Source organism: Nocardioides ginsengisegetis, assembly GCF_014138045.1.
Lineage (GTDB): Bacteria > Actinomycetota > Actinomycetes > Propionibacteriales > Nocardioidaceae > Nocardioides > Nocardioides ginsengisegetis.
In genome coordinates, this window is record NZ_JACGXA010000001.1 from 116174 (window position 1) to 141632 (window position 25459).

The 25459-nt window shown below is 65.6% G+C and carries 25 protein-coding genes and 1 pseudogene; 12 read left to right on the top strand and 14 right to left on the bottom strand.

The genetic code is table 11. The features are described from left to right. Positions 1–7: 7 nt before the first annotated feature. Positions 8–1402: a sensor histidine kinase gene (locus FB382_RS00560; protein ID WP_182535867.1), complete on the bottom strand. Its 1395-nt coding sequence runs from the start codon at positions 1400–1402 to the stop codon at positions 8–10. Between the two features lie 118 nt (positions 1403–1520). On the opposite strand from FB382_RS00560, the gene FB382_RS00565 reads away from it, so the two are divergent. Beyond that, the gene (locus tag FB382_RS00565) at positions 1521–2066 is read left to right on the top strand and encodes a thioredoxin family protein (RefSeq protein ID WP_182535869.1); all 546 of its coding nucleotides are present in this window, start codon (positions 1521–1523) and stop codon (positions 2064–2066) included. A gap of 233 nt (positions 2067–2299) precedes the next feature. Next, positions 2300–2503, top strand: coding sequence for a hypothetical protein (locus FB382_RS00570; protein WP_182535871.1), 204 nt, complete (start codon positions 2300–2302; stop codon positions 2501–2503). A gap of 9 nt (positions 2504–2512) precedes the next feature. On the opposite strand, the gene FB382_RS00575 is transcribed toward FB382_RS00570, so the two are convergent. Beyond that, complete coding sequence (locus FB382_RS00575; RefSeq protein WP_182535873.1) at positions 2513–3541, bottom strand: GDP-mannose 4,6-dehydratase; 1029 nt, start codon at positions 3539–3541, stop codon at positions 2513–2515. A 349-nt stretch (positions 3542–3890) separates the two neighbouring features. Between FB382_RS00575 and FB382_RS00580 the strand changes: the two genes are divergently transcribed. The 3 genes from FB382_RS00580 to FB382_RS00590 are packed head-to-tail and all read left to right on the top strand — an operon-like array spanning position 3891 to position 5557. Continuing rightward, complete coding sequence (locus FB382_RS00580; protein WP_182535875.1) at positions 3891–4355, top strand: DUF4395 domain-containing protein; 465 nt, start codon at positions 3891–3893, stop codon at positions 4353–4355. Positions 4356–4412: 57 nt separating this feature from the next. Then, on the top strand, positions 4413–5261 hold the full coding sequence (locus FB382_RS00585) for a sulfurtransferase (protein ID WP_182535877.1): 849 nt from the start codon (positions 4413–4415) through the stop codon (positions 5259–5261). After that, positions 5261–5557 carry a DUF1416 domain-containing protein gene (locus FB382_RS00590; RefSeq protein ID WP_182535879.1) on the top strand — a complete coding sequence of 99 codons (297 nt, stop codon included), beginning with the start codon at positions 5261–5263 and terminating at the stop codon, positions 5555–5557. The genes FB382_RS00585 and FB382_RS00590 overlap by 1 nt, the downstream gene beginning before the upstream one ends. Before the next feature lie 159 nt (positions 5558–5716). On the opposite strand, the gene FB382_RS23040 is transcribed toward FB382_RS00590, so the two are convergent. From FB382_RS23040 to FB382_RS23045, 4 genes are all read right to left on the bottom strand, one after another. Then, positions 5717–6019, bottom strand: coding sequence for a transposase (locus FB382_RS23040; RefSeq protein ID WP_425490129.1), 303 nt, complete (start codon positions 6017–6019; stop codon positions 5717–5719). 381 nt (positions 6020–6400) lie between these two features. Further along, the gene (locus FB382_RS21810; protein ID WP_220481209.1) at positions 6401–6631 is read right to left on the bottom strand and encodes a hypothetical protein; all 231 of its coding nucleotides are present in this window, start codon (positions 6629–6631) and stop codon (positions 6401–6403) included. A 256-nt stretch (positions 6632–6887) separates the two neighbouring features. Continuing rightward, positions 6888–7670 (bottom strand): polysaccharide pyruvyl transferase family protein, encoded by a 783-nt coding sequence (locus FB382_RS00600; protein ID WP_220481210.1) that lies wholly within the window; start codon positions 7668–7670, stop codon positions 6888–6890. Positions 7671–7769: 99 nt separating this feature from the next. Continuing rightward, positions 7770–8132: a hypothetical protein gene (locus tag FB382_RS23045; RefSeq protein ID WP_182535881.1), complete on the bottom strand. Its 363-nt coding sequence runs from the start codon at positions 8130–8132 to the stop codon at positions 7770–7772. Positions 8133–8737: 605 nt separating this feature from the next. Between FB382_RS23045 and FB382_RS00610 the strand changes: the two genes are divergently transcribed. Then, positions 8738–9244, top strand: a complete 507-nt coding sequence (locus FB382_RS00610; RefSeq protein ID WP_182535883.1) for a class I SAM-dependent methyltransferase — start codon at positions 8738–8740, stop codon at positions 9242–9244. 112 nt (positions 9245–9356) lie between these two features. Then, entirely contained in the window at positions 9357–10787 is a 1431-nt protein-coding gene (locus FB382_RS00615; protein ID WP_246377068.1) for a lipopolysaccharide biosynthesis protein, read from the top strand. A gap of 234 nt (positions 10788–11021) precedes the next feature. Here the strand turns inward: FB382_RS00615 and FB382_RS23050 are convergent. Next, a pseudogene (locus FB382_RS23050) lies at positions 11022–11241 on the bottom strand (IS1634 family transposase); the annotation flags it as partial. A gap of 515 nt (positions 11242–11756) precedes the next feature. On the opposite strand from FB382_RS23050, the gene FB382_RS00620 reads away from it, so the two are divergent. Further along, on the top strand, positions 11757–13019 hold the full coding sequence (locus tag FB382_RS00620) for an O-antigen ligase family protein (RefSeq protein WP_182535887.1): 1263 nt from the start codon (positions 11757–11759) through the stop codon (positions 13017–13019). Positions 13020–13595: 576 nt separating this feature from the next. On the opposite strand, the gene FB382_RS23055 is transcribed toward FB382_RS00620, so the two are convergent. The 5 genes from FB382_RS23055 to FB382_RS00645 all read right to left on the bottom strand — a co-directional run bounded on the left by FB382_RS23055 (position 13596) and on the right by FB382_RS00645 (position 18348). Beyond that, entirely contained in the window at positions 13596–14750 is a 1155-nt protein-coding gene (locus tag FB382_RS23055) for a glycosyltransferase family 4 protein (RefSeq protein ID WP_425490037.1), read from the bottom strand. Between the two features lie 79 nt (positions 14751–14829). Beyond that, positions 14830–15900: a glycosyltransferase gene (locus FB382_RS00630; RefSeq protein WP_182535891.1), complete on the bottom strand. Its 1071-nt coding sequence runs from the start codon at positions 15898–15900 to the stop codon at positions 14830–14832. After that, a complete protein-coding gene (locus FB382_RS22730; RefSeq protein ID WP_343055433.1) occupies positions 15843–17027 on the bottom strand; it encodes a glycosyltransferase family 4 protein in 1185 nt (394 codons plus the stop codon). The genes FB382_RS00630 and FB382_RS22730 overlap by 58 nt, the downstream gene beginning before the upstream one ends. Continuing rightward, entirely contained in the window at positions 16973–17815 is an 843-nt protein-coding gene (locus FB382_RS00640) for a glycosyltransferase (RefSeq protein WP_182535895.1), read from the bottom strand. The genes FB382_RS22730 and FB382_RS00640 overlap by 55 nt, the downstream gene beginning before the upstream one ends. Further along, positions 17812–18348, bottom strand: a complete 537-nt coding sequence (locus tag FB382_RS00645; protein ID WP_182535897.1) for a DapH/DapD/GlmU-related protein — start codon at positions 18346–18348, stop codon at positions 17812–17814. Before FB382_RS00645 ends, FB382_RS00640 begins: the two co-directional genes overlap by 4 nt. Positions 18349–18431: 83 nt before the next feature. Between FB382_RS00645 and FB382_RS00650 the strand changes: the two genes are divergently transcribed. From FB382_RS00650 to FB382_RS00660, 3 genes are read left to right on the top strand one after another with little or no spacing between them, the layout of a single operon-like run. Beyond that, positions 18432–19655 (top strand): glycosyltransferase, encoded by a 1224-nt coding sequence (locus FB382_RS00650; RefSeq protein WP_220481211.1) that lies wholly within the window; start codon positions 18432–18434, stop codon positions 19653–19655. Positions 19656–19663: 8 nt separating this feature from the next. Continuing rightward, entirely contained in the window at positions 19664–20710 is a 1047-nt protein-coding gene (gene gmd / locus FB382_RS00655) for a GDP-mannose 4,6-dehydratase (protein WP_182535899.1), read from the top strand. After that, complete coding sequence (locus tag FB382_RS00660; protein WP_182535901.1) at positions 20707–21672, top strand: GDP-L-fucose synthase family protein; 966 nt, start codon at positions 20707–20709, stop codon at positions 21670–21672. The genes gmd and FB382_RS00660 overlap by 4 nt, the downstream gene beginning before the upstream one ends. A gap of 113 nt (positions 21673–21785) precedes the next feature. Here the strand turns inward: FB382_RS00660 and FB382_RS00665 are convergent, their stop codons facing one another. Further along, positions 21786–23063: a sulfate adenylyltransferase subunit 1 gene (locus FB382_RS00665; protein ID WP_246377069.1), complete on the bottom strand. Its 1278-nt coding sequence runs from the start codon at positions 23061–23063 to the stop codon at positions 21786–21788. Then, positions 23063–23977, bottom strand: coding sequence for a sulfate adenylyltransferase subunit CysD (gene cysD, locus FB382_RS00670; RefSeq protein ID WP_182535902.1), 915 nt, complete (start codon positions 23975–23977; stop codon positions 23063–23065). The genes FB382_RS00665 and cysD overlap by 1 nt, the downstream gene beginning before the upstream one ends. Positions 23978–24141: 164 nt before the next feature. Here cysD and FB382_RS00675 point away from each other — a divergent pair, with 164 nt between their 5' ends. Beyond that, the gene (locus FB382_RS00675) at positions 24142–25455 is read left to right on the top strand and encodes a nucleotide sugar dehydrogenase (RefSeq protein WP_182535905.1); all 1314 of its coding nucleotides are present in this window, start codon (positions 24142–24144) and stop codon (positions 25453–25455) included. The last annotated feature ends 4 nt before the right edge of the window (positions 25456–25459 follow it).

Here is a 25459-nt window from a genome sequence, read left to right on the forward strand (position 1 = left end):
CCGCGGCTCAGGCCTCGCGCAGCGGCAGCCGGAGCTCGAAGCGGCTGCCGGTGCAGGGGCTGCTCTCGACGCGGATCGAGCCGCCCATCAGGACGGCCAGCTCGTGGCAGAGCGCCAGCCCGAGGCCCGTGCCGCCGTACTTCCGGGTCGCCGACGGGTCCGCCTGCGCGAAGGACTCGAAGAGCCGCCCCTCGTGCTCGGGGGTGATGCCGATGCCGGTGTCGTCCACGGCGAAGAGCAGGTGCTCGGGCTCCTCGTGCGTCACGGTGAGCCGGACCCGGCCGGCCTCGGTGAACTTCACGGCGTTGTCGAGCAGGTGGCGCAGCACCTGCGCGAGCCGGCCGGGGTCGCCGACGACCCGCTGCGGGACGCCCTGCTCGAGGTGGACGGTGAACGCCAGGCCCTTGCGCTGGGCGGCGGCCCGGGCCTCGTCGACCACGTCGTCGATCGCCTCGTTCAAGGCAAAGGCGACGGCCACGACGTGGTTGGAGCCGGCCTCGAGCCGGGAGAAGTCCAGGATGTCCTCGACCATGCGGCTCAACTCGCGGCCGCGGCGCTCGACGACCCGCACGAACTTCGTCTGGTGCGCGTCGAGCGGGGTGTCCAGCAGCAGCTCGGTGGTGCCGAGCACGGTCGTCAGCGGCGTACGCAGCTCGTGGCTCATGTTGGCGAGGAACAGCGACTTGGCCTCGTTGGCCGCCTCCGCCCGCACCAGCGCGTCGTCGCGCTCGCGGCGGGTCCGGTTGTGCTCGGTGACGTCCTGGGCGATGACGAAGACACCCACCACCTGGTCGTGCACCACGATCGGGAGCCCGGTGATGCGCAGGTCGATGTGGTGGCCGTCCTTGTGGATCACCCCGACCTCGAACTCCTGCGGGCGCCGGGCCAGGATCTCGACGTACGCCTCCCGCCCGCGGTCGAGGTCCTCCATCTCGATCATCGAGGTGAAGGGCATGCCCCGCATCTCCGCCGCCGGCCTACCCCCGAGTCGTACGCCGGCGGCGTTGACGTGCTGGAACCGGCCCTCGAGGTCCAGGGAGAACACCGCGTGCGGATTCTCCTCGAAGAGCGACTCGTAGTGCTGGGTCGTGTGCGCGAGGTCCCGCTCGGCGGCGACGAGCCGGTGGGTCTCGGCCTGCGCCTCGCGGTAGCGGCGCCACGCGAACAGCGCGAGGCCGATGCTCTCGAGCAGGACGATCAGGGAGATCTCGTCGAACTGGAGCCAGTCGTGGTCCGCGGCCCACCCGAGGAGGCCCTCGAAGGCGTCGTACTTGATCGCCAGCACCAGGCCCACGAGACCGAGCGCGGCCAGGATGCCGAGCTCGGCGAGTGACGTCGTGCGGCGCTGCGCGCCGCGCACCTCGGCGTGTGGTGATGTCGGTGTTTCGGTGAAGAACCCCATGGTGGACCCCCGTCCTCGCCCGGGCACACCGACAAGGGACTGTCGGGGGACCTGGGCACCACGGATGCTACGCCGGGGTAACCGGAATGTCCCGGCCTCACGTGGTGTTGGCCCCACCATGACCGCCGGAGCCTGGGTACTCGTCGTCGCCGTCCTCGGCGCCCTCACCTTCGGTCTCTACCGCGCCGCCACCAACGGCCGCTTCACCGGCACCCACGCCGTGAAGTACGCGCAGGCCAATCCGGTGGTTGAGGAAGGCGCGCTAGCGCCTGTCTCGAAACCCAGCGACGCAAGAAGCAGCCCCAACCCTTCGGTGGTCCAGCCCCCCTCGGTGGTCCAGCCCCCTTCGGTGGTCGAGCTTGCCGAGACCCACGGCCTCACGATCGAGCCGGGGGAGCGCGCCACCCTCCTCCAGTTTTCCTCCGCGTTCTGCGCGCCCTGCCGCGCCACTCGCCGCACCCTGTCGGAGGTGGCCGCCGTGGTCCCCGGCGTCGTGCACGTCGAGGTTGACGCCGAGCACCACCTCGAGGTGGTCCGAGCCCTCGGCATCCTGCGTACGCCGACCACGCTCGTCCTCGACGGTCGGGGCGTGGAGGTCAGCCGCGCTGCCGGCGCGCCCCGCAAGGAGCAGGTCCTCACCGCGCTCGGGCAACTCACGACCTGACCCCGGCCCAAGCGCGCCTCCTCGGACCAGCAGAAGTCTGCTGACGTGGCGCCTTTCCGGCGGAGAGAGCCGATGGACCGTCTATGAGGACGCTGGCCCATCGCCTCCAACTTGGCATTCTGTGCCGCTGCTTGGCCCCACGGCCTGAGCTCTCCCTTTCGCCGCCTACCCACAATTGGCGACGGAGAACTCGTGGGGCCGACCGCCGTCCACGACGAGGCGACCCTTGGAACATGACGATGCTCAAAACGGAGCGCAAGCACCCGACCGTGACGTCGTGCCCGGACTGCGGTCACGACGTCTACCCGCTCTACAGCCAGCTCGCCGTGGTGCCGCTCCCACGCCAGCCCCATGGCTGCCTGGTGGCGATGGACGGGACCCGCGCCTCGGGTGGGGAGCCCTGCGGCTGCCACCACGACGCCCATCTCTTCGGCTGAGCGAAGCCCTCAGGCGTAGAGGTACGCCGGGTCCTCCTCGACGCCGGTGCGCAGTCGCTCCATGTCGACATGGACCATGTGGCCGATGACCTCCTCGAAGGTCTGCGTCGGCCGCCAGCCCAGCAGTTCGCGTGCCTTGGTGGCATCGCCCTGGAGTTGCATGACGTCGGCTGGGCGCATCAGGTCGGGGTCCTGTTCGACATAGCGCTCCGGGTCGCCGAGGCCGGCGGCGTCGAAGGCGACCGCCAGCAGCTCACTGAGGGGTCGCGCCACGCCGGTCGCCACGATCAGGTCGGTGGGCTCGTCCTGCTGCAGCATGAGGTGCATCGAGCGGACGTAGTCGGCGGCGGAGCCCCAGTCGCGACGCACGTCGAGGTTGCCCAGGGTGAGCGTGGTGCGCCGTCCCAGCGCGATTTCGGCTACCGCCCTCGTGATCTTGCGGGTCACGAACTGCTCGGGCCGCAGCGGGCTCTCGTGGTTGTAGAGCGTCCCGTTGACCGTGAAGAGCCCGTAGGAGTCCCGGTAGTTCACCGTCAGGTGGTGAGCAAAGCTCTTGGCGGCCGCATAGGGGCTGCGCGGGTAGTGGGGGGTGTTCTCCGTCTGCGGCTGCTGGTCGGAGATCCCGAACATCTCCGAGCTCGACGGCTGGTAGAACCGTGGTGCGCTGCCGTGGCGCTCGCGGTGGGCGACGAGCTCCTCGAGCATCCGGAGCACGGCCATCGCGTTGGTCTCGGCGACGAGCTCGGCGTTCTTCCAGCTCGCCCCGACCGACGTGAGGGCCGCGAGGTTGTAGACCTCGTCGGGTCGAAAGTCGTCCAAGGCCTGACCGAAGCCGGCGCGGTCACGGGCGTCGAGGGAGATGACACGGATGTCAGCCAGGTAGGGCGCCATCCTTGCGGTGGCCTCGCTGTCCGGAAGTGCGGTGCCGACCACGTCGTAGCCCAGGTTGCGGAGGTGGTGGGCGAGATAGACCCCGTCCTGGCCGGCGACACCAGTGATCAGCGCCTTACGGTGGCCGTCGTGGGCGTCCGTGTCCATGATTCGGAATCATAGACTCGACGGCTACTCGTCCGTTCCGCGAGACGATTATCCACGATGCGAGATGGAATGAAGTGTTCGAGGGTCGGGTTCTCCTAGAGTGCTGCCCATGTCCTCGACCATGCTGACCCGCCGCCGCGCAGTGGACCACTGCCGCGTGCGCTCGTCGCTGTGTCGAATGTCCTGACGGGACGCGTCGCCCCAACTCCTCTTTAGTCGACTCGAATACTCGACTAATGTGCGTGGGAGTTGCCCCTTCGTCGTACGACGAGCCGTGACGCGCCCGTGCCGTTCCCGGTGGTCGAGCTTGTCGAGACCCCGGAATCCGTCCAGGACCTTCAGGAGAGACATGTCCACCATCAGCCATCCCCGGGCCGCCAGCCCGGGCACGACCGCCGGCATCGACCCACGCGGTCCGCAGTTCGCGGCCGCGCTGACGTCGGTGGTGCTGGCGGCGGTGCTGCTCCTGGCGCCGCACCCGGTCGGCGTCGCGCTGCTTGCCCTCCAGGCCGTGCTGTTCGCGGTGGGTGCGGGGCTCGGGGTCCAGCGCACGCCCTACGCCTGGCTGTTCCGGACCCTGGTCCGGCCGCAGCTCGACCCGCCGTCCGACCTCGAGGACCCGGCCCCGCCGCGGTTCGCCCAGGTGGTCGGCCTGACCTTCGCCGTGGTCGGGCTGCTCGGGTTCCTGTCCGGCGCCACCGTCGTCGGCCTCGTCGCCACCGGCTTCGCCCTCGCCGCCGCACTGCTCAACGCGGTCTTCGCGTTCTGCCTCGGCTGCGAGATGTACCTGCTCATCAAGCGCTTCGCCCACTGACCCACCCCGACCCAACCCAGACCCCACCGCACCACCGGTGCACAGAAAGGTAAGAACATGAGCCGCGAGAACTCGCTCGTCACCGCCCAGTGGGTGGAGGACCATCTCGATGACCCGTCGATCGTGCTCGTCGAGGTCGACGAGGACACCACCGCCTACGACAAGGGCCACATCCGGGGCGCCATCAAGCTCGACTGGACGACCGACCTGCAGGACCAGGTCCGCCGCGACTTCGTCAACAAGGCGCAGTTCGAGGCGCTCCTGTCCGACCGCGGCGTCGGCAACGACCACACGGTCGTCCTCTACGGCGGCAACAACAACTGGTTCGCCGCCTACGCCTACTGGTACTTCAAGCTCTACGGCCACCAGGAGGTCAAGCTCCTCGACGGCGGCCGCAAGAAGTGGGAGCTCGACTCCCGCGAGCTGACCGACGAGCTGCCCACGCGTGAGAAGACGTCCTACACCGCGCAGGAGCAGGACTCCTCGATCCGCGCCTTCCGCGACGAGACGGTCGCCGCCATCGGCACCCAGAACCTCGTCGACGTGCGCAGCCCCGACGAGTACGCCGGCCGGCTGCTCGCCCCGGCCCACCTCCCGCAGGAGCAGGCCCAGCGCGCCGGGCACATCCCGACCGCCGCCAGCGTCCCGTGGAGCAAGGCGGCCAACGACGACGGCACCTTCAAGTCCGACGACGAGCTGAAGGCCATCTACACCGAGGCCGGCGTCGACTGGAGCAAGGACACCATCGCCTACTGCCGCATCGGCGAGCGCTCCTCGCACACGTGGTTCGTGCTCAAGGAGCTGCTGGGCCAGCCGAACGTCAAGAACTACGACGGCTCCTGGACCGAGTACGGCTCCCTCGTCGGCGTGCCCGTCGCCCTCGGCGACGAGCCGGGTGTCGCCTGATGTGCGGCGCGACCGAGGGCGGCCTGTCGCTGGACGGCATCAACGTCGCCAAGGAGGCGATCGTGCAGGGCCAGGTGCTGCGCGACGGTGAGCCCGTCGGCAACGCCTACGTGCGCCTGCTCGACCGCACCGGCGAGTTCACCGCGGAGGTCCCCACCTCGGCCACCGGCCACTTCCGGTTCTTCGCCGGCGAGGGGGAGTGGACGCTCCGCACCCTGGCCCCGAAGGCCGAGCCGGTCGACAAGACCGTGGTCGCCTCGATCGGTACCGTTGCCGAGGTCGTCATCCCGATCTAGCTAGGTGCACCCGGGTTCCAGCGTGACGCGGTAAGCGAGTGACTCGAGCTGTCGGATGTAGTTGTGCCTCTTGGACTCGATGTTGACGCGGCGGGCGTAGTGGTCGCCGCCCAGATCGACGTCACCTGGTGTCGGGGTTGGCCAGGAGCTGCCAGACAATCACGAGGATCGAGCGGCTGGCCGCAAACGATGGCCTTCTCGTTGCCACGTCGACGCGCGATCCGTCGGTACCGCTCGCCGAGGAAGGGTGTCACTGCGGCCGATGACGACGGCGGTCTCGACGAGCACCCGGGCCAGATATAGGTTGTCGTGCCCGGTGGAATCGTTGCCCTTTGTCTTGCCGGCCGAGGACTTGAGCCTGGGCAGAGTTTTCGCCCACGAGCACAGGTACCCAAGGGTAGGGAACCGGGACATGTCCAGGTCGACCTCGGCCACGATGATCGCTGGACCGATCCCGAGGATCTCATCGCGCCGTTCAACGGCCTGAGCTGAGGGCGATCACCGTTCCGATCTCGTCCTCGATCCGGGCGATGTCGGCATCATGATCGTCGATCCTGCACCGAGAGCTTGATACAGGCGTCCTGCAAGAGTCTCGACCCGGTTCTTCTCCCCGGTCCGGACCCCGATCAGGTCGACCCAGTAGCGGGTGGAGTGCCGCAGCTTCCGGATCGGCCGCGGCGGCACGAAGCTGGGCGGCAGCATCTGTCCTTCGGCGACCTTGCACAGTCACACCGCGTCCAGCACATCGGTCTTGGGCCGCCCGGGCAGGTGCTTGACGTCTCGGGCGTTGACCAGCCAGGGCTCCAGACCATGCGCCTCGAGCAGGGAGAACACCGGCTTCCATCAATCACTGGTGGCCTCCATCACCACCCGCTCGATCCGCAACTCGACTAGACGATTGGCCAGCTCCGCCAGCGACCGAGTCATCGTCGAATGCGTCGAGACCTCCTGCTGGCGTCGCGTCCTACCGCTGGCCGCCGGGATCGGCACGCAACAGACCAACTCGGCCATGCCCATGTCCAGGGCAGCGTCCCTGGCGATGATCTGCTCATCATCGGCCCAATCGGCGATCATCGTTCACCTCCCACTTCCACGTTGTAGACAACGTGGCCGCCCGTGGGAGTCACTTGGCGAAACGGAATCTAGTCCTCGTGCTCAACGAATATGGCAACGATTAAGGGCCAACAACACAACCCCCGCCCCCGGCAAGGCTTTCGGACCTGAACGACCATAGCGAAACGGCGTCGACAGGCGACCACACCACCGTTCTCAGCCCTGCACGGGTCCCCGACCGGGGCCCATTGGCTAGCCTCAACGCTACGGGTACTTCCTAGTCGGCGGCAGCCCACATATCTAGCGGAAAGGCATCCAAGAGACTGTCCAAGTCGCACTGATGTGGCTCTGCGCCTCCCAGCTCGACGGCCTCGTCATTAGTGGAGGCGATAGGCGTGTCGATGGGTCGCCCTGAGCCGAGGTAGTAGTCGTGATACTTGAACAGCGGCTCAGTGGACGAAGTCACCAAGCGTGCCGGAACGCCGAATGCCTCCGCGACGACCACGCCGTGCAACGAGGATCCGACCACGAGTTTGCTTGCCGCGATCGCCGGTACGATCTTGCGGAAGTCGCCAATGGGTGAAAGGGCTCGGGGGTCCCTTCGAGCAGAGCTCCAGTCGTGCAGGTTGGGAACGATGGTCACGGGTCTCTCGCTGGATCCTGTGCCGAGTTCCGGCATCAGCCGAGCCAAGAGCAGCCCGGGGTCGCCGTAGATCTCGGGGACGCTCGCTCCTGCGGCTTCCAGGCGCGATCTGGTGAGCGGCCCTCTTACGGCGCGAACGTCAAGCCGTTCTCCGCCACCGACGGCAGATGTCTTTCCATTGATGCCGGAGCCCCATACGACATCCCCAGCCCTGGAGAGGTGCACGACGGACCCGACGGTCAGCAAGCGTCCGGTCCCCGGGCGAGCGATCCCACGCGTCTCCAAAATTCGTTTGACGATGGCAGGCCCCAATAGGTCTCCGAAGTTGTTGACGGGCTTGCGTACGGGAAGCACGCGGCCGATCAGGCCTGGAGCTACGGGGCGCTTGGGATTCCAATAGACCACCTCAACTGCCACGTTCTGATCCTAGGCGAGTGTGTCGGAATCGTGTGCAAGTTGGGTCTGCGGCACGAAGGGATGCCAGTTTTGGCTAGGCCGCCTGGGCGGCGGTTGGCGTCATAATCCACTCGGATTCGACCGAGCCAACCGTCCGAGGCCAGCTTGCCGCTCGCGGCGGTGACAGGTCTCCTCGATCCGCCCGATGATCGTGATTCGCAGTTCCTCCCGCGTGGCCCAGGAGCAGCGATCCTGGTCGTTCTTCTGCAGCAGTGAGAAGAACGACTCCATGCCTGATCTCGACGAGGAGCATTCGTCATGGGCCACCCGGGCACAAGGCTGGCGCTTCACCCCGGCGTAGTAGGTGCCCGGGGCGATCTGGCAGCCGTGCTCAGACGGCACTCGGCAGATCGGCTCGACCCCGAACTCACGACCCTCGACCCCGGACACCAGGTCGTGGCGATGCTCGTCGATGTACCTCACGAGCGTGGCGATGGGCCGTCGAGCCCCGCGATGCTCCTATGTCAAGCGGCCATCTGAAGGTGCTTGGAACGTCGGCCGTCTGCGCTGCTCGCAGGTCGGTGCGGAGTGCGGTGTCGCCACGGTCATCTCGGACTTCTCGTTGCTCATCAGACCCGGGATGAGCCCCTTGTCGATGCGATCCTTTCGGCGCAAAGTATCGTCGACTGATGGCTGATCGCTGATCTCGAGGTCGTGCGCGACCTGCGCAATGCGACCTTCCCCCAGCAGGGCGGGGACTTTGCCACGAAAATCCGGCGGGTAACCCCGTCCTCCCAACTTGGCCCCCTGGTGTCAGGCACCAGAATCCAGAACGCAGACGCCGAAATGCCCGCGACCGCACCACGTCGCGAGCCCTGAGCGGTCACCCCATACGGTCTGGCCTGGCGCCAAGCGGGCGGAGCGGTTCGGCCCGGCAGACGTAGTGCCCGAGCCAGTTACCGAGTCCTGGTTGTTGAGGGAGTACGGCGCCTTACAATGTGGCCACGGTGACAGTCGGAGGGTGGGGAAGCGGCGTGAGGCCGATCAGATCGTATGTTCGTGGAGTTCGTGCACAGCTTCACAGGTCCGTGGGCGCGACCGATAAGCGGCGCTGGAGCTCCGACGCCGAGTTTCGAGCGGACTGGAGCGACCGGCATGTTCTCCTTGCTCGTTGGGTGCTGCCTGGTGACCATGTGGTTGATTTGGGCTCCGGGCCGCGAGCCTTCGAGCGGCAACTGCCCAAGGACTGCATGTACACGCCGGTCGACGTGGTGGAACGTGGGCCGGGTTCGAAAGTGTGCGACTTCAATCGCGAACCGATGCCGGGCGTCCGCGGTGACTTTGTGCTCATGAGCGGGGTCCTCGAATACATCCACGACCCCGCAGCATTCCTCGCGAGTGCGCGCAAACTGGGCGGTCGCGGAGCGCTGTCCTACGGCACACTGGAGGAAAGCCCCCGCTTAGCCGAGAGGCGGCGGAAGGGCTGGCTTAACGATCTCCGCGAGTCGGATCTCATCGAGCTTCTTCAGTCTGCTGGCTGGAGTATCGTCAGTAGGGACACGTGGAACTACCAGGTCTTGCTCAAACTGAGCTGACCGCATCGATGAATTTGCGTGCCGAGGAAGCTCGCAGTGGCTTTGATCGACGGGGGCACGGAGTTTGAGGCCGGAGCCTCCAGGTGGCGCCGCGCGGGGTGCAGCCCAGACATTGTTCGGTGTTGCCGCCAAAATTACGATCCAAATCGCTAGCCTCGTAGTGCTGGCACGGCTCCTGCAAGCGTCGGACTACGGCCTGGTAGCCATGGTAACGGCAGTCATCGGTGTCGCTGACGTGCTTCGGGACTTCGGCCTGTCCTTGGTTGCGGTGCAGCGAAGCGAGCTCTCAGATGCCGCACGCGACAAGCTCTTCTGGATCAACTCATGCATCGGGCTTGTCGTTGCGGTCGTTGTCTGCTGCTCCGCGTGGCCCTTGGCCGAGCTCTACGGAGAACCTCGCTTGACCAGCATCACGCTGGTCCTTTCACTCACATTTCTCTTCAATGGCATGGGTGCGCAACATCGCGCGGACCTAAACCGACGTCTGCAATTCGGGAAGCTGGCACTAGGTGATGTCGTAGGATACGCCTGTGGGTTTGGCGTCGCCCTCGTGCTGGCCCTGCTAGGTTACGGCTATTGGGCGATCGTGGGTCAGTATGTCACCTTTTCCAGCGTGGCAAGTTGCTACTATTTGATAGCCGCTGGCTGGCTGCCGCACCGATATCAACGGGCCACCGATATTCGCGGCGAGCTCGTATTCGGTGCGGGAGTCTTGGGCGTGCAACTTTCGAACTACGTGGCCAAGAACGCTGACTCGGTGATCATCGGTGCGCGACTCGGCGATATTCCGCTGGGCCTATACAGCAGGGCATACCAGTTGCTGGATGCGCCGATGACGCAGTTGCAGGCTCCCGTTACCAAAGTTGTACTTCCCTACTTATCTAAAGCGCTGGACGATCCCGAGAGATATAGATCGCTCATTCTGCGTGCTCAGGCCGCGCTTCTCCACCCTATGATGCTCATGTTTGGAGTTGCCGCCGGATTCAGTCCAATCGCTATCCCGGTCATGCTGGGAGACGGTTGGTTGGGCGTTGAACGACCTTTTCAAGTCCTGTGCGTCGGCGGGATGGCCACCATAGCTGGGTACGCCTCCTACTGGGCATATCTTTCTACGGCGACATTGGGTTCGGTCGTGCGGCGGGCAATCTTGATCCAGGGCCTGATGGTCGTCGGCTTCTTCTTCGGGAGCAATCTTGGGGTGGAAGGCGTTGCCGGGTCCTTCGGGGTTGGTGCAGTTGTGTGGTGGCTCTCGAATACCTACCTGCTGAAGGCTGTGCCGCTCGCGCCGTGGAGGGAACTACTGCTACAAGGCGCCGCGCCCTTTGTGACTAACGTGGCTTGTGCTTTGGGAGTTCTCTGCTTCTTGGGCTCGTCCGATCTCGGTGTCCCGACCTCGATTGCGCTGGGATCCTTAACCTACTGCGCCATCTACGTGGTGCTTGGGCTGGGAGCGTTTCGAATGGGGGGGAGTCTGCGAACGTCCCTGTCCATCGTTAGCAAGGTGGCGATGGTCGGGTTCCAGCCCGCTCCGTCGGGGCGATAAAGGGATTTCATGACGCGATTCCGGTAGATTTCCCAGTGTAATTACGAACGCGTTCAGGTGGCCGTTCGGCTGAAGGCCCAGTCATCTCGCTCGACCTTCATTCGTCTACTCTAATTCGGTGCGGGATATCGCTGGTGACTTCTCGCGTCTCGCGTCTAGACAGCCACGCGTCCAGGTCGCGAGTGTTCACGTCGAACCCCCAACCTCCGACCTGACTCGTGCCACCGGGGTGTGTCAGTGAGCGTTGATCCCGAGCGCGTCTAGGATCGCCGCGGCGATAGGTGCGGTCGGGTCCTCGGCGACGTGTTCGTGGCCAGCGTTGCGGAGGGTGATCTGCTTGGATCGGTCGCAGCGTCTGGACGATCTTCTTGATGCTCAGCCCCGTGGCGTTCTGTAGGTGACGACGGGCGATCGCGAGGGCAGCGAACACGATCGAAAGGTAGGCCTCGATTGCCGGGAACTCCGGGAACATGATGAGACGCGCGGGTGCGGCTCAAGATCCCTCGACACCCCTACTCCCGCTGGCTCGCGAATCTGGTCACCGACGCCGAACTGACCGTGGCCCACCAACCCAACGCCTTGTTCCACGCCCATCCGTGAAGCAGGCCATAAGTCCGTCGACGGCGAACGGTGAAGATGTGTGCCTGCACTGAAGGCGTGCCTCCCGTCCCGCCGCGCAGGTCGGCATGGGTAGGCTGTCAACCGCAGGATGAGCGTCGAGAGACAAGCACACGGCGATGCAACCGCGGTATAGGCTTATAGAAACCAATGGGATCCGCACATCGAAAGTAGGTCCCAAGCGACTTGTTCACCGACTTGGGGCAGGGGCGCCGGGTGGCTTGGTCTAGTAGTGCCGGGCCAGGCAGGCTTGCATACGCCCTTCTGTGTTTGAGCGCGCTTACTGCGTCGTGGGGCGCCCTCCCGGTGGGTGGACTCCAGGCGGGCGACGTCTTCCTCGCGGCAAGCTGCATGGTTATCCTGCTTTCGGGATCGGCCGGCTTGGGGCGGCTACCGGGCTGGTTGCTTGGCCCGTTGCTCGTGGTGGTCATCGTGGCAATCCTGGATTTGTTGTTTCCGGTGGGCCTGCGCTATCTGGCCGAACGGTATGTCCAGAAACCCTATGTGAACCCTGAGCTCGCCGTCGCGAGGTGGCTCGTCGCCCTTGCAGTATTACCCTGGGCATTCGTACAGATCTGCTGTTGCCAATTCGGTCGTGATCCTCGTCGGATCTTGGATTTCTGGGTGTATGGAATTGCACTGTCCGGCGCATTGGCCACAACGGATTTGCTGGGGCTGACTGCGACGGGCGACTTCCTCGGCAACGAGGGCGCGATCTCTGGTCGCGAGTCAGGGTTGGCGACGCACGCAAACAATCTTGCCGTCAGTTGCGCGGTGGCGCTGCCATTGAGCGTCGCCCTTGGCCGTCGACGTCCGTTCTTGGCAGTGCTCTGTGGCGTCGCGATCACCGGTGGCGCCCTCGCTTCCGGCTCTCGTGGCGGCCAGTTGGGTGCGGTCAGCAGCCTTCTCTTCGTGTTCATCTTGGTTCGCGGCTCTCGTCGGCGACTCTGGACGGGGGTGGCCGTCTTCGGGGTCGCCGCCTTCGCTATGGCCGCACTTGTGCCCTCCATAGGCGACAGGCTGAACCTCGACAAGGTGCTCCGCTTCGCGAATTCGTCGGGCACCACGGCCTCTGATTCTGGCCGTCGGTTCTTGGTTGAGCAAGCGATTGCAGACTTCCTACACCGGCCCTTGAGCGGGATCGGCTACGAGGTGCTCAACCACGCACACGACATATACCTACAGATGTTGTCGTCGGGTGGCCTATTGCTCGCAGGTAGCTTCGCCGTACTGACCGCAGGGGCCATGCGAACGGGCCTTTCGGCGAGTCGCCGAGGCTTCGCCCTCGGCGGCTACCTAGTCGCATCGTTGCTCACCTGGTTGCAGGTCGGTCTTGTCGAGAATCAGCTCACCGACCGGTACCTGTATTTCCCACTCGCTGCGCTCGTCGTGGTTGAGGTGGTCGCGCATGTCCACCCCCGTGAGCCTGTTAGCCGCCCAGAGTTGGAGGCGAGTCAAGAGGCGGAAGGACAGACATCACTTGCTGGTAAGCGGCCTCTGCCCGTTGGAGTGCACGATGATCTCGAGGGGACAGATCCTCCAGGATGGTGGGGGCTGGACGACGCTCCGGAGAAGGACGGGCAACCGAGCGTTCGTCCACTACGCCGCCACTGAGCCCGCGATTGGATTCCTCCAGTAGTGCCGAGATCCTCGCTCGAGTCTCAGACCCGTCGCTAAATGGCGCCAAGCCGAGCCCGAACCGGTCATTGATCGTCCGTATGACCTCGGCGAAGTCAGAGATGACTGTGTGAAATGGTATGACCAGCACGTCGCTGGCGGCTAGAGCGACGTTGCGGTGGAACTTCGTGTAGGCCTCAAATGCTGCCCATGCTGACACGTCGCTACTTTGCACCAGAGAGGCAACCGCGTCCGCCGGATCGCGGACGATGACGATGGTGGGCAGCCCGCGCGCCACAGCTTCGAGGACAAACGCCGAGGAATGGTTGTGACCGGCCAGGAGCGACCCGTCTCCCTGGGACACGTGGATGGCGTATCGCGCGAACGAATTCGCTGATCGCGGATACCCTTCGATCACCAGCCGCGTCGATTTGGTAATGAGTTGGTCTTGGTAGGAGGGTCGCATGCGCACGTATCGCGATCCCACTAGCCGAGAATCTAACAAGGCATGGCGGATCCGAAAGCGGGTGGTTGACCATATGCGACTTCCTCGTGAGACCCCTGGAATCTTCGTCATAAAGTCCTTCTCTTCGGCCCCATGTGGGCAGTTCTTGGGGGGGCATCCGAGCCGTCGCGGATGCCACGCCGATCCCACGCCTCCAGAATCCTCCTTGCGACGGCATCCCAGGTGAAGTCCTCCACGTAAGCGCGCGCGGCGCGTCCCATCGCAGCTCGATCATCAGGATGATCGGTCAGCCATTCCAAGGAGCGCTCGAGCTCGTCAGCGGAGCCGGGGGAGACTTGCAGGCCTCGCACGCCGTGTTCCACCAGTCGAGGGAGTTCCCCAGTCGTTGACACAAGACAGGGAATACCGTACGACATTGCTTCGAGAACGACGCGTCCGTACGGCTCGTGCAGGGCAGGAAGACAGAAGACATCGGCCTCGCTATAGAGTCTGAACAGTCTCTTGGAATCGGAAACCCAACCATGGTTAACGACGCCAGAACGGCTCAGGACCTCGTCTTTGGCGGGTCCCACCACATCTAGGCGAACGTCTACATTGCGACCCCTCAGCCGCCCTATTGCCTCGAGGAGTGGCGGTCCTCCCTTGCGGTCGAACTCGCGTCCAACGAACAGAATTCGAAGGCCGGGACGGGTAATTCGCGGGTGCAGATCTGGCAATCCGGACAGGCCTGCTCCGACGACCTCTACCTGGTCCCGCCCCAGGCCGTAATCGCTATGCAAGCTCTCAGCCGCGTCGTGGCCGGCGGTCAGCACGACCGAGGCGGAGGCATAGTAGGCGCGCTCCAATTCAATGCGACGACTAACATCCGTCGCGTGGCCCGGCCAGTCCGTCCACTCCGAGGCCTTCTGGGCGGTCGTGCTGTCGATGAAGGCTGTGTACGGGCACCTCGAAGGACGGTAAACGTTTCGAACGTGCAGAACGTGGGGAGCTATGCGCAGCCGACTGATAGCGCGATCGCGAGCGATCGATCTCAGCCGACTGGTCTCCGGACCGAAGCGATACTGAGCGCGGACATGAGCGGGGTTGCGCATGGCTGCCGCGCTCATGGCCAATAGGCGAAGGGCCGGGCCAAGCGATCCGTCAATCGGGAACACGTGCTGTCTGCCCAAGCTGGCGGCAAGCGCATCGAAGACACCGCGCGCGACGCCTGAGTTGGTAGTCAGCGACCGAGGATCGCCGTCTGCGACGACTGCTATCGGCATAGTCGCTCCCGCGTGCGTGTGGCCTGATCGAGTCCGGCGCTGGTAGATGACGACCCGTGGATTCGGAACTCTACTTCTGTCATGACACGGCCGCCGCGGCTCTTTCCAGCACGTCTGCGAGTTGGTCACCGAGCTCTGGCCACCGGCGCGCCTGGAGATCGGGGCCGTAGGGGGAGCGTGTTGCCGCTCTCGTCCGGGCAATCAGGCCATCAAGTTGGAGAGCGTCTAGGTCCCCTTCGTAGGTCGCAACCCACTCGTTGCCGAACTCCCTGGCGAGTTGCTCAGTAGAGCGCGTCGAAGGCAGGATCACGGGACGCTTGAGTGAGAGTGCGAGGAGCGCGGAACCTGAGTTCTCGACGTCGCGGTATGGCAGTACTACCAACTCTGCCGCCGCGATCAGATCGGCGAGCTCCTGATCGGGCACAAAACGCAGACTCAGGCTGATCCGGGGGTCAGATGCTGCGATTGCCTCGACCTGCTGGCCGAATGTGGCGGACTCTGGCCGCCCAGCGACCAAGACCCGCAGTCCGTGGTCCGGCACTTTCTTGAACACTTTCAGGAACTCGTCGATCCCCTTGTATCGGCGCAGCTGGCCGAAGACAAGCAGGCTTCCCGGTGTGCACTCGATGTCGGGATGAGGGCGATACCAGGTCGAGTACTCACCGTGCAGGACGACGGTAGTCCGACTGGGATCTGGTGATGGCGTCGTGTCGTTCAATACGATCCACGCGGTTGTGAGCTGGTCCAGCCAGCTCAAGAGCGCTCCCTCGACCCACCAGCCTGACTCGTGCGGCTGGAGGTTGTGGATCGTCCGGACCACTGGAGTGCCAGCGACAGTCATGCGCAGGAGGAGAAAGAGCGTGAGAGCGCACTTGGCAATGCGTTTGGCCCAGTGCCCGCGGACAAGTTGCTCGGGCCAGTGCACGTGGAACACGTCGAAGCGCCGCCAGAACGCACTTCGGAGGCGTAGGTGAACCACTTCGATTCGATCCCGCGGCAGTGACTGCACAAGCAGTTCGGTGAAGGGGTTGAGGATCGCCCGGCGTCGTGGATCGGGCAGCCCCTCAAGTACCACCAAACGTCCGCGGGCCCTCATTTCGGGCCCGACGACATCGCCAAGAAGGTCCAATTCTCCGCGATCGTCGCCCAAGAAAGCTGTCTAGCAGCGTATCGAGCGCCCCGCTCACCGGCCGCGGCCAACTCCTGAGGGTCGGCGAGCATCGATGTGAGTGCCGCCGCGAGTTCCACAGGTCCCGTCGGCGCAGTCAGCACGGTTCCGGCGTTTGCGGCAAGGACGTGCTCGGCTGCGCCGGCTGCCGCCGTCGTCAGCACCGGAAGACCCGCAGCCATCGCCTCGGTGATCGAGAGGCCGTAGTTCTCGTTGTCGGTCGGCAAGCAGAAGAGCGCATGCGTAGCTTCTACGTGCGCTCTCTCATGTCCTTCAACATGCCCGAGCCAGTGCACGCGATCGGGGTACCGCTGCATCTCCTTGAGGGCTTCTACGTACTCAGGCGAGCCAGTGCCGCAGACCGTTAAGTCGAGCCGCGAAGTCCGGTCATTGAGGACGTCTACGGCTTGGATGAGCAGATCAAGACGCTTCTTGGGAGCGACTCGGCTGAGGAAGAGCACGCGCCGACTCGAGTACTGGTCGGTGGATCGTTGCTGGTGCTCGACTGAGGGCACACCGAAACCGACAACGTGGATCGCCTCTCGTGGCGCTCCCGCTCTTACAAGCCCCATTCGCTCTGAGGGCGCGGCCGCCACAACAGCCGAGAATCGGTGGAGAAGTCGTCGACCCACGAGCCACATGAATGCCGGCTTGAAACGACTCCCCTGGCTCTCTTGGTAGGCCTCAAAGACCCCGTGTGGCTGCAGGATTGATGGCTTTCGCCACACGCGAGCGGCCAAGCCGCCTGCCAGGCATGGTGTCTGGTAGAAGCCGTGAACTACCAGCACGTCGGCGTGGCGGGCGCGCCGTAAGTAGGTAAGCAAGTACCGCAGGGACAGGCGAAGTGGGCCCAGCCAATTTGTCCGGATCGCCACGATCTTGACCCCAGCCGCACGTGCTCGCTCCTCGAGCGGGTGAGGCGAGGTCGCACGTTTCCTCATCGTGATGATCTCGACAAGGTGCCCCGCGCGCGCTAGGGCAGTGCTCAACTCGAGCACAACCACGGGGGGGCCACCGTCGCGGGGGTCCAGGCTCGTGATGGTGTGGAGCCACCTCAATGCCCTCGCCGCCCTTCGAGCGACTCGCGTACATTCGCGTTGATCAGCCACTGATACCAGGCCATCGCGTAGGCATAATCGAAACCAGCACGTCCATCGAGGAAGCCCAAGCGCACTAGGAAGGAGTATAGGAACAACCCAAGTGGCTTGCCCGGTAATCGGTCGAAAATACGCCCTTGGAGACTCCGCGCGCGGCGAACTCTTGTCCGAACCTCGTCATGGGTGCGGAGGTGGGCCTCCCATCCGGCGTACTTATTGTGACGCTCGATCCACGTGGACAGGGGGTCAGGATCATCGTGCAGGAGTTGCTCGGTCAGTGTCTGGACCGGTCCACTCGCGACTGGCTGATAGTGCCCCTCCACCTCGGTTATGCCCGGCGCATCCAGGTCGTCAATCTCCGGGAACCGTACGTATCGGCGATCCAAGAGGATCCGCTTTCGGACCTGGTGACCGTGTTTTAGCAGCCGTCCAGCGAAGAAGTAGGCCAGTCTCGCCTCATAGGCGACCACGCCAGCATCGGTGTTCGTAACGGCGGCGGTGATCTCCTTGGCCAATGCCCCGGAAACAACCTCGTCGGCGTCGAGGTGGAGCACCCAGTCGTTGCGAACTGCTTCGTGTTGCATGCCCCATTGTTTCTTTTTCGGGTAGTAGCCGTTCCAAGTGAAGGCGAGGACGGTCGCGCCGGCGGCTTCCGCAATCTCGACCGTACAGTCCGTGCTGTGCGAGTCGACGACCAATATCTGGTCGCAGAACGACGCGGCCGCGACGCAACGGGCGATCGCCCTTTCCTCATTCTTCGTCAAAATAACGGCGGTGACTGGCGCCTTCGCGGGACTCACCGCGGACCACGAGCCTGCGCCAGTAGTAGTCCGCCGGCCGGAACGTCCTTGGTCACGACGGCTCCAGCTCCGACTGTCGCCCGGGCTCCGATTGTTACACCGCGCAGCACCACAGCGCGAGCTGCGATCCAGGACTCGTCCTCGAGGGTGATCGGTGCGTTGTCGAATTCGAAGGTCCTCGATCTCCGGTCGTGCGATCCGGTGCATAGGAGGGCCTCCTGAGACACGCACACGTCCCGACCGATGGTCACCGGCTCGAGGTTCAGGATCCATGCGCCCTCACCGACCCAACTGTGGTCGCCGATGACAAGTTTCCATGGCCAGTGGATGCGCACCCGGTGTCGCACGAGGACCCCTCTTCCGACGTCTGCGCCGAACGCCCGAAGGATTGTTACTCGAACCCGCGCGGGACACCACCAGCGCATGAAGAGGCTTCCGGAGCTGACGAGCCAGAGGATCTGGGTGAGCTTCCCACGACCGACGTCGTAGCCGGCGCCGGTGAAACCGGACAGGTCGCGATGGGGCGTGGACACGTAGGCGATCCTAGGGTGTGTTGTCACATCATCGACCGTTTGGGGGGAATGTGCCGGTGAGCACAGATGGGCTGAGGATCGCGGTGCTCGGCGTCAACTACGCACCGGAGCCCACGGGGATCGCGCCCTACACGGCCACCATGTGTCGAGGTCTGGTCGCGCGCGGGCACCACGTCGAGGTGGTCACTGCCTTTCCCCACTATCCGCAGTGGCAGCTGCAGCCCGGTGATCGCCGCACGCTGACTCGACGGGACGTGCGCGACGGCCTGGGTGTGACCCGTGTGCGTCACTACGTCCCTGCCCGGCCCACAGGAATCCCGCGGGCCCTGTCCGAGATCTCCTTCGGTGCCCGGCTGGTGACGCGATCGTGGGGTCGGCCCGATGTGGTCATCTGCCTGAGTCCGGCTTTGCTGGCGACGGCGATGGCTGCGGCGCGCACGAAGTCCCTGGGGTCGGGGCCTGCGCTGGGGATCGTCGTGCAGGACTTGTATTCAGCAGGCGTGGGTGAGACCGGGAGCGGTGGCTCGGTCCTCGCGCGGATCTTTGGACGACTCGAGTCCACAGTGCTCGGCCGAGCCGATGGCGTGGCAGTGATCCACGATCGCTTCAAGCACACCGTGGTGAACCGGCTCGGTGCCGACGCTGGGCGCGTCGCGGTCATCCGCAACTGGACACACGTCAAGCCAGTCCAGGATTTCGACAAACCCGCGTTTCGCGCGCGGATGGGATGGCGCACGGACGAGACCGTCGTCCTGCACGCGGGGGCCATGGGCGAGAAGCAGGATCTGTCCAATGTAGTCGCAGCCGCTCAGCTGTCCCAGAGCCGCAGCCTGCCCCTCCGGTTTGTTCTGATGGGGGATGGAGGTCAGCGTGTCAGCCTTGAACGGCAGGGAGCCGGCGTGTCGGCCATCGAAGTGATCCCGCCGCTTCCGGATGAGGACTTCGGGCGTGCGCTCCGAGCAGCGGACGTCCTCTTGGTCAACGAGCGCCCGGGGCTCAACGAGATGGCTGTGCCCAGCAAGCTCACGTCCTACTTCTCCAGCGGCACGGCCGTGTTGGCGGCGACCGAAGCGACGAGCACCACGGCCGAGGAGCTGGCAGCCGCGGGCGCCGGCCTGCGCGTGGGGCCGGGCGATCCGGGTGCGCTTGTTTCCGGCGTTTTGACGCTGCGTAACGATCCGTTGACGCTAGATGAACTCGGCCGTCGGGGGCCTGACTACTGTGCGAGGGTGCTCTCGGAAGAGGTCGCCCTGGACGCCTACGACGACTGGGTTCGGCTGCTGCACCGACGCAAGCAAGAATGTTAGGGACACACATGGTCGCCAAGCGTGCGCTCATCACCGGCATCACCGGGCAGGACGGCTCCTACCTCGCTGAGCTCCTCCTCGGCAAGGGCTACGAGGTCCACGGCCTGATCCGCCGTGCGTCGACGTTCAACACGTCGAGGATCAACCACCTCTACCAAGACCCGCACGACCCCGAGGCGCGCCTCTTCCTGCACTACGGCGACCTCTCCGATGGCGCCCGCCTCGTCACGCTCCTCCACGAGATCGACCCGGACGAGGTCTACAACCTCGCGGCGCAGTCGCACGTCCGCGTGAGCTTCGACGAGCCCGAGCACACCGGCGACACGACAGGTATCGGGGCGATGCGCCTGCTCGAGGCGGTCCGGATGGCCGGCATCCAGTGCCGCTACTACCAGGCCTCGAGCTCCGAGATGTTCGGTGCGACCCCGCCGCCGCAGGACGAGAACACCCCGTTCTACCCGCGTTCGCCCTACGGTGCCGCGAAGGTCTACGCCTACTGGGTCACCAAGAACTACCGCGAGGGCTACGGCATGTTCGCGGTCAACGGGATCCTCTTCAATCACGAGTCCCCCCGCCGTGGGGAGACCTTCGTGACCCGCAAGATCACCAGGGCGGTGGCTCGCATCAAGGCCGGCTTTGAAGATGCCGTCTACCTCGGCAACCTGGACTCGATCCGCGACTGGGGCTACGCCCCGGAGTACGTCGAGGGCATGTGGCGGATGCTGCAGGCCGACGAACCCGACGACTACGTGCTGGCCACGGGAGGCAACTTCACCGTCCGCGACTTCGTGGTCACGGCCTTCGAGCACGCCGGTCTCGACTGGGAGAAGCACGTCCGCTTCGACGAGCGCTACCTCCGCCCGACCGAGGTCGACGCCCTCATCGGCGACGCCGGCAAGGCGGAGCGGCAGCTCGGATGGAAGGCCACGGTCCAGACCGACGAGCTCGCCCGGATCATGGTGGACGCCGACCTCGAGTGCCTGACCCACGAGGGATCCCAGTGGATCGACCAGCCGCGCCTGGCGGGGTGGCCGACGCTGGGTGTCGGAGCATGACCGAGGCAAGCCCGCTCGACCCGCAGGTGCCGTTCTACGTCGCCGGTCACCGCGGACTGGTGGGTGGCGCGATCTGGCGTGCCCTGGAGTCCCGCGGTTTCTCCGACCTGATCGGCCGGTCGTCCACCGAGCTCGACCTGCGTGTGCGCAGCGACGTCTTCGACTTCTTCTCCCAGACCCGACCGCGGCACGTTGTGCTCGCGGCGGCGAAGGTCGGCGGGATCCTCGCCAACAGCGCCTACCCGGTGGACTTCCTGTCGGAGAACCTGCGCATCCAGACCAACGTCATGGACGCCGCGCTCGAGTTCGGCACCGAGCGGTTCCTCTTCCTCGGATCGTCGTGCATCTACCCCAAGCTCGCGCCGCAGCCGATCCGGGAGGACTCGCTGCTCACCGGCCACCTCGAGCCCACCAACGACGCCTACGCGATCGCGAAGATCGCCGGCATCCTCGGTGTCCAGGCCGTGCGACGGCAGTACGGCAAGCCGTGGATCTCGGCGATGCCGACCAACCTCTACGGCCCGGGGGACAACTTCTCCCCGACGGGCAGCCACGTGCTGCCTGCCCTGATCCGGCGGTACGACGAGGCGAAGGCCTCGGGAGTGCCCACGGTCGAGAACTGGGGGACCGGGAGCCCGCGGCGGGAGTTCCTGCACGTGGACGACATGGCCAACGCCTGCCTGCACCTGATGGAGCACTACGACGGGCCGGAGCAGGTCAACGTCGGCACCGGCAAGGACGCGACCATCAAGGAGATTGCCGAGCTGGTCGCCGAGGTCGTGGGGTTCGAGGGCGAGACCCGTTGGGACACCTCGAAGCCGGACGGGACGCCACAGAAGCTGCTGGATGTCTCGAAGCTGCGGGAGGCCGGCTGGGAGGCGCAGATCGGTCTGCGTGAGGGTCTGAAGTCGACGGTTGCCTGGTATCGCGAGCACGTCGGGTCGTTGCGCGAGGCGGGCTGAGCGGCTTGACGCATGCGAAAGGGCGGTGACCTGGTGGTCACCGCCCTTTGCTTGTCTTACTGGGGTTTCGAGACGGTTGCTAGCGCAACCTCCTCAACCTCCGAGGGGGTCGATCAGCTTCCGCTGTTGATCATCCCGGCGCCGACGGTGACACCCGTGGCCTCGTCGATCAGGATGAACGAGCCCGTGGTGCGGTTCTTCGAGTAGGGGTCGCACAGCAGCGGCACGGTGGTGCGCAGCTGGATGCGGCCGATCTCGTTGAGGCCGAGCTCCTTCGTCTCCTGGTCACGGTGCAGGGTGTTGACGTCCAGGCGGTACTGGATGTCCTTGACCAGAGCGCGGGCCGTGCGAGTGGTGTGCTTGATGGCGAGCTTCTGGCGCGGGCGCAGCGGCTCGTTGGTCATCCAGCAGATCATCGCGTCGATGTCCTGGGAGGGCTTCGGGGCGTTGTTGACGCGGGCGATCATGTCGCCGCGAGAGACGTCCACGTCGTCCTCGAGGCGGACCGTCACCGACATCGGCGGGAACGCCTCGGAGAGCTCCTTGTCGTGCAGGTCGATGCCCGCGATCTTCGACGTCATGCCCGAGGGTAGGACGACGACCTCGTCGCCCGGCTTCAGGACACCGCCGGCGACCATGCCGCCGTAGCCGCGGTAGTCGTGGTACTCGTCCGACTTGGGGCGCACGACGTACTGGACGGGGAAGCGGACGTCGACCAGGTCGCGGTCGGAGGCCACGTGGACGTGCTCGAGGTGGTGCATGAGCGTGGGACCGGAGTACCACGCCATGTTCTCGGAGCGGTTGACCACGTTGTCGCCCGCGAGCGCCGAGATCGGGATGACCTCGAGGTCGGGGATGTTGAGCTTGGTGGCGAACTGGGTGAACTCGGCGTGGATCTTCTCGTAGACCTCCTGCGAGAAGTCGACGAGGTCCATCTTGTTCACGGCCAGCACCAGGTGGGGCACCCGGAGCAGCGACAGGAGCACGGCGTGCCGGCGCGACTGCTCGGTGAGACCCTGACGGGCGTCGACGAGCACGAGACCCAGGTCGGCCGTCGAGGCGCCGGTGACCATGTTGCGGGTGTACTGCACGTGGCCCGGGGTGTCCGCGATGATGAACTTGCGGTTGGGCGTCGCGAAGTAGCGGTAGGCCACGTCGATGGTGATGCCCTGCTCGCGCTCGGAGCGGAGACCGTCGGTCAGCAGCGCGAGGTCGGTGTAGTCGAAGCCCTTGGAGGCACTGGTGGCCTCGACGGCCTCGAGCTGGTCCGCGAAGATCGACTTGGAGTCGAGCAGGAGGCGACCGATGAGGGTCGACTTGCCGTCGTCGACCGAGCCGGCGGTCGCGAAGCGCAGCAGGTCCATGTTGCCCGTGATGATCTCGTCGGCCATCAGAAGTAGCCCTCCTTCTTGCGGTCTTCCATGGCGGCCTCGGAGAAGCGGTCGTCGCCCCGGGTGGCGCCGCGCTCGGTGAGCGTGGCCACAGCGATCTCCTCGATGATCTCGGGGACCGTGGAGGCGGTGGACTCCACGCAGCCGGTGAGCGAGATGTCGCCACAGGTGCGGAAGCGGACGGTGCGCTCCTCGACGACCTCGCCGCTGCGCAGCGGGTTGAGGGGCGTCTCGCTCATCAGCATGCCGTCGCGCTCGAAGACGCGGCGCTGGTGGGAGAAGTAGATGTTGGGGATCTCGATGCCTTCGCGGCCGATGTAGTCCCAGATGTCCAACTCGGTCCAGTTGGAGAGCGGGAAGATCCGCATGTGCTCGCCCTGGTGGATGCGGCCGTTGTAGAGGCTCCACAGCTCGGGGCGCTGCATCTTCGGGTCCCACTGGCCGAACTCGTCGCGGTGGGAGTAGACGCGCTCCTTGGCGCGGGCCTTCTCCTCGTCGCGACGGCCGCCACCGAAGGCGGCGGTGAAGCCGTTCTCCTCGATCGCGTTGAGGAGGGTGCCGATCTGCATGCGGTTGCGGCTGGTCTTGCCGTCGTCGACCACGATGCCCTTGGCGATCGCGTCGTCGATGCTCGCCACGACGAGCTTGACGCCGAGGCGGTTGACCCAGTTGTCGCGCGTCTCCAGGACCTCCGGGAAGTCCAGGCCGGTGTCGACCTGGAGCACCGGGAAGGGGATCTTCGCGGGGTAGAACGCCTTCTCGGCGAGGCGGAGCATCACGATGGAGTCCTTGCCGCCCGAGAACATCAGGACGGGCTTCTCGAACTCTGCGGCGACCTCACGGAAGATGTGGATCGACTCCGCCTCGAGCTGGTCGAGCTGACTCAGCTGGTAGTCGGCATGGGTTTGGGTCATGACTGACAGGGGACCTCTCGTCGGGACAGCAGGGCTCATCGTAGCCACCGCCTCGGTGCAGCGGCGAACCGTCCGGTGTGAGCCCGTGACGGTCACCACTGTGCCCCACGTAACGCCTGTGTGAACCCCGGAGGAATGCGGCGCGCGCCACATAGACTCCGGGCGTGCGTATCTCTGTCTTCGGTTGTGGCTACCTCGGCGCGGTTCACGCCGCCTGCATGACCCGGCTGGGTCACGAGGTGGTCGGCATCGACGTCCTCCCCGAGCAGGTGGCGGCGCTCGAACGGGGCGAGGCGCCCTTCTTCGAGCCCGGCCTGCCCGATCTGCTCCTCGAGGGGAAGGCGTCCGGACGGCTCACCTTCTCCACCGACCCGGCCGCTGCTGCGGAGGCCACGGTGCACTTCCTGTGCGTCGGCACCCCGCAGAAGCGGGGGGAGAACGCCGCGGACCTCACCTACGTCCGCGCGGCGCTGGAGGCGCTGCTGCCGCTGCTCAAGGCCGGCGACGTGGTGGTCGGCAAGTCGACGGTCCCGGTCGGCACCGCCGAGGAGCTCGCCGAGCGGATCCGCGAGGTGCAGCCGGACGCCGAGCTGATCTGGAATCCGGAGTTCCTGCGCGAGGGCTTCGCGGTCAAGGACACGCTGCACCCCGACCGCCTGGTCTACGGGTTCGCCGAGTCGCCCGCTGCGCGCGAGGCGGTGGCCAAGCTCGACGAGGTGTACGCCGTCGCGCTCGGCGAGGGCACGCCGAAGATCGAGGCCGACCTCGCCACCGCCCAGCTGGTCAAGGTGGCCGCCAACTCGTTCCTCGCCACCAAGATCTCCTTCATCAACGCGATGGCCGAGCTCTGCGAGGCCACCGGCGCCGACGTGACGCTGCTGGCCGACGCGATCGGCCACGACGCCCGCATCGGTCGGAAGTTCCTCAACGCCGGCGTCGGCTTCGGCGGCGGCTGCCTGCCCAAGGACATCCGGGCGTTCATGGCCCGGGCCGGCGAGCTGGGCGTCGACCAGGCGCTGACGTTCCTGCGCGAGGTGGACTCGATCAACATGCGACGCCGGGTGCGCATGGTCGACCTGGCCCGCGAGGTGTCGGGTGGCTCGATCGTCGGCCGCCAGGTGGCCGTGCTCGGCGCGGCCTTCAAGCCGGACAGCGACGACGTACGCGACTCACCGGCGCTCAGCGTCGCCGCCCAGATGCAGCTGCAGGGCGCGCGGGTGACGGTCACCGACCCCAAGGCGATCGACAACGCGGCCAAGAAGTGGCCCGAGCTCAACTTCGCCGACACCGTCGAGGACGCCGTCCGCGACGCCGACGTGGTGCTGCTGCTCACCGAGTGGCCGGAGTACGTCGCCCTGGACCCGGTCGAGCTGGCCACGCACGTGCGTGAGCGCCGGATCATCGACGGACGCAACTGCCTGGACCCGGTGGCCTGGCGGGCGGCCGGCTGGCACTACCGGGCGCTCGGCCGCCCCTGAGCTT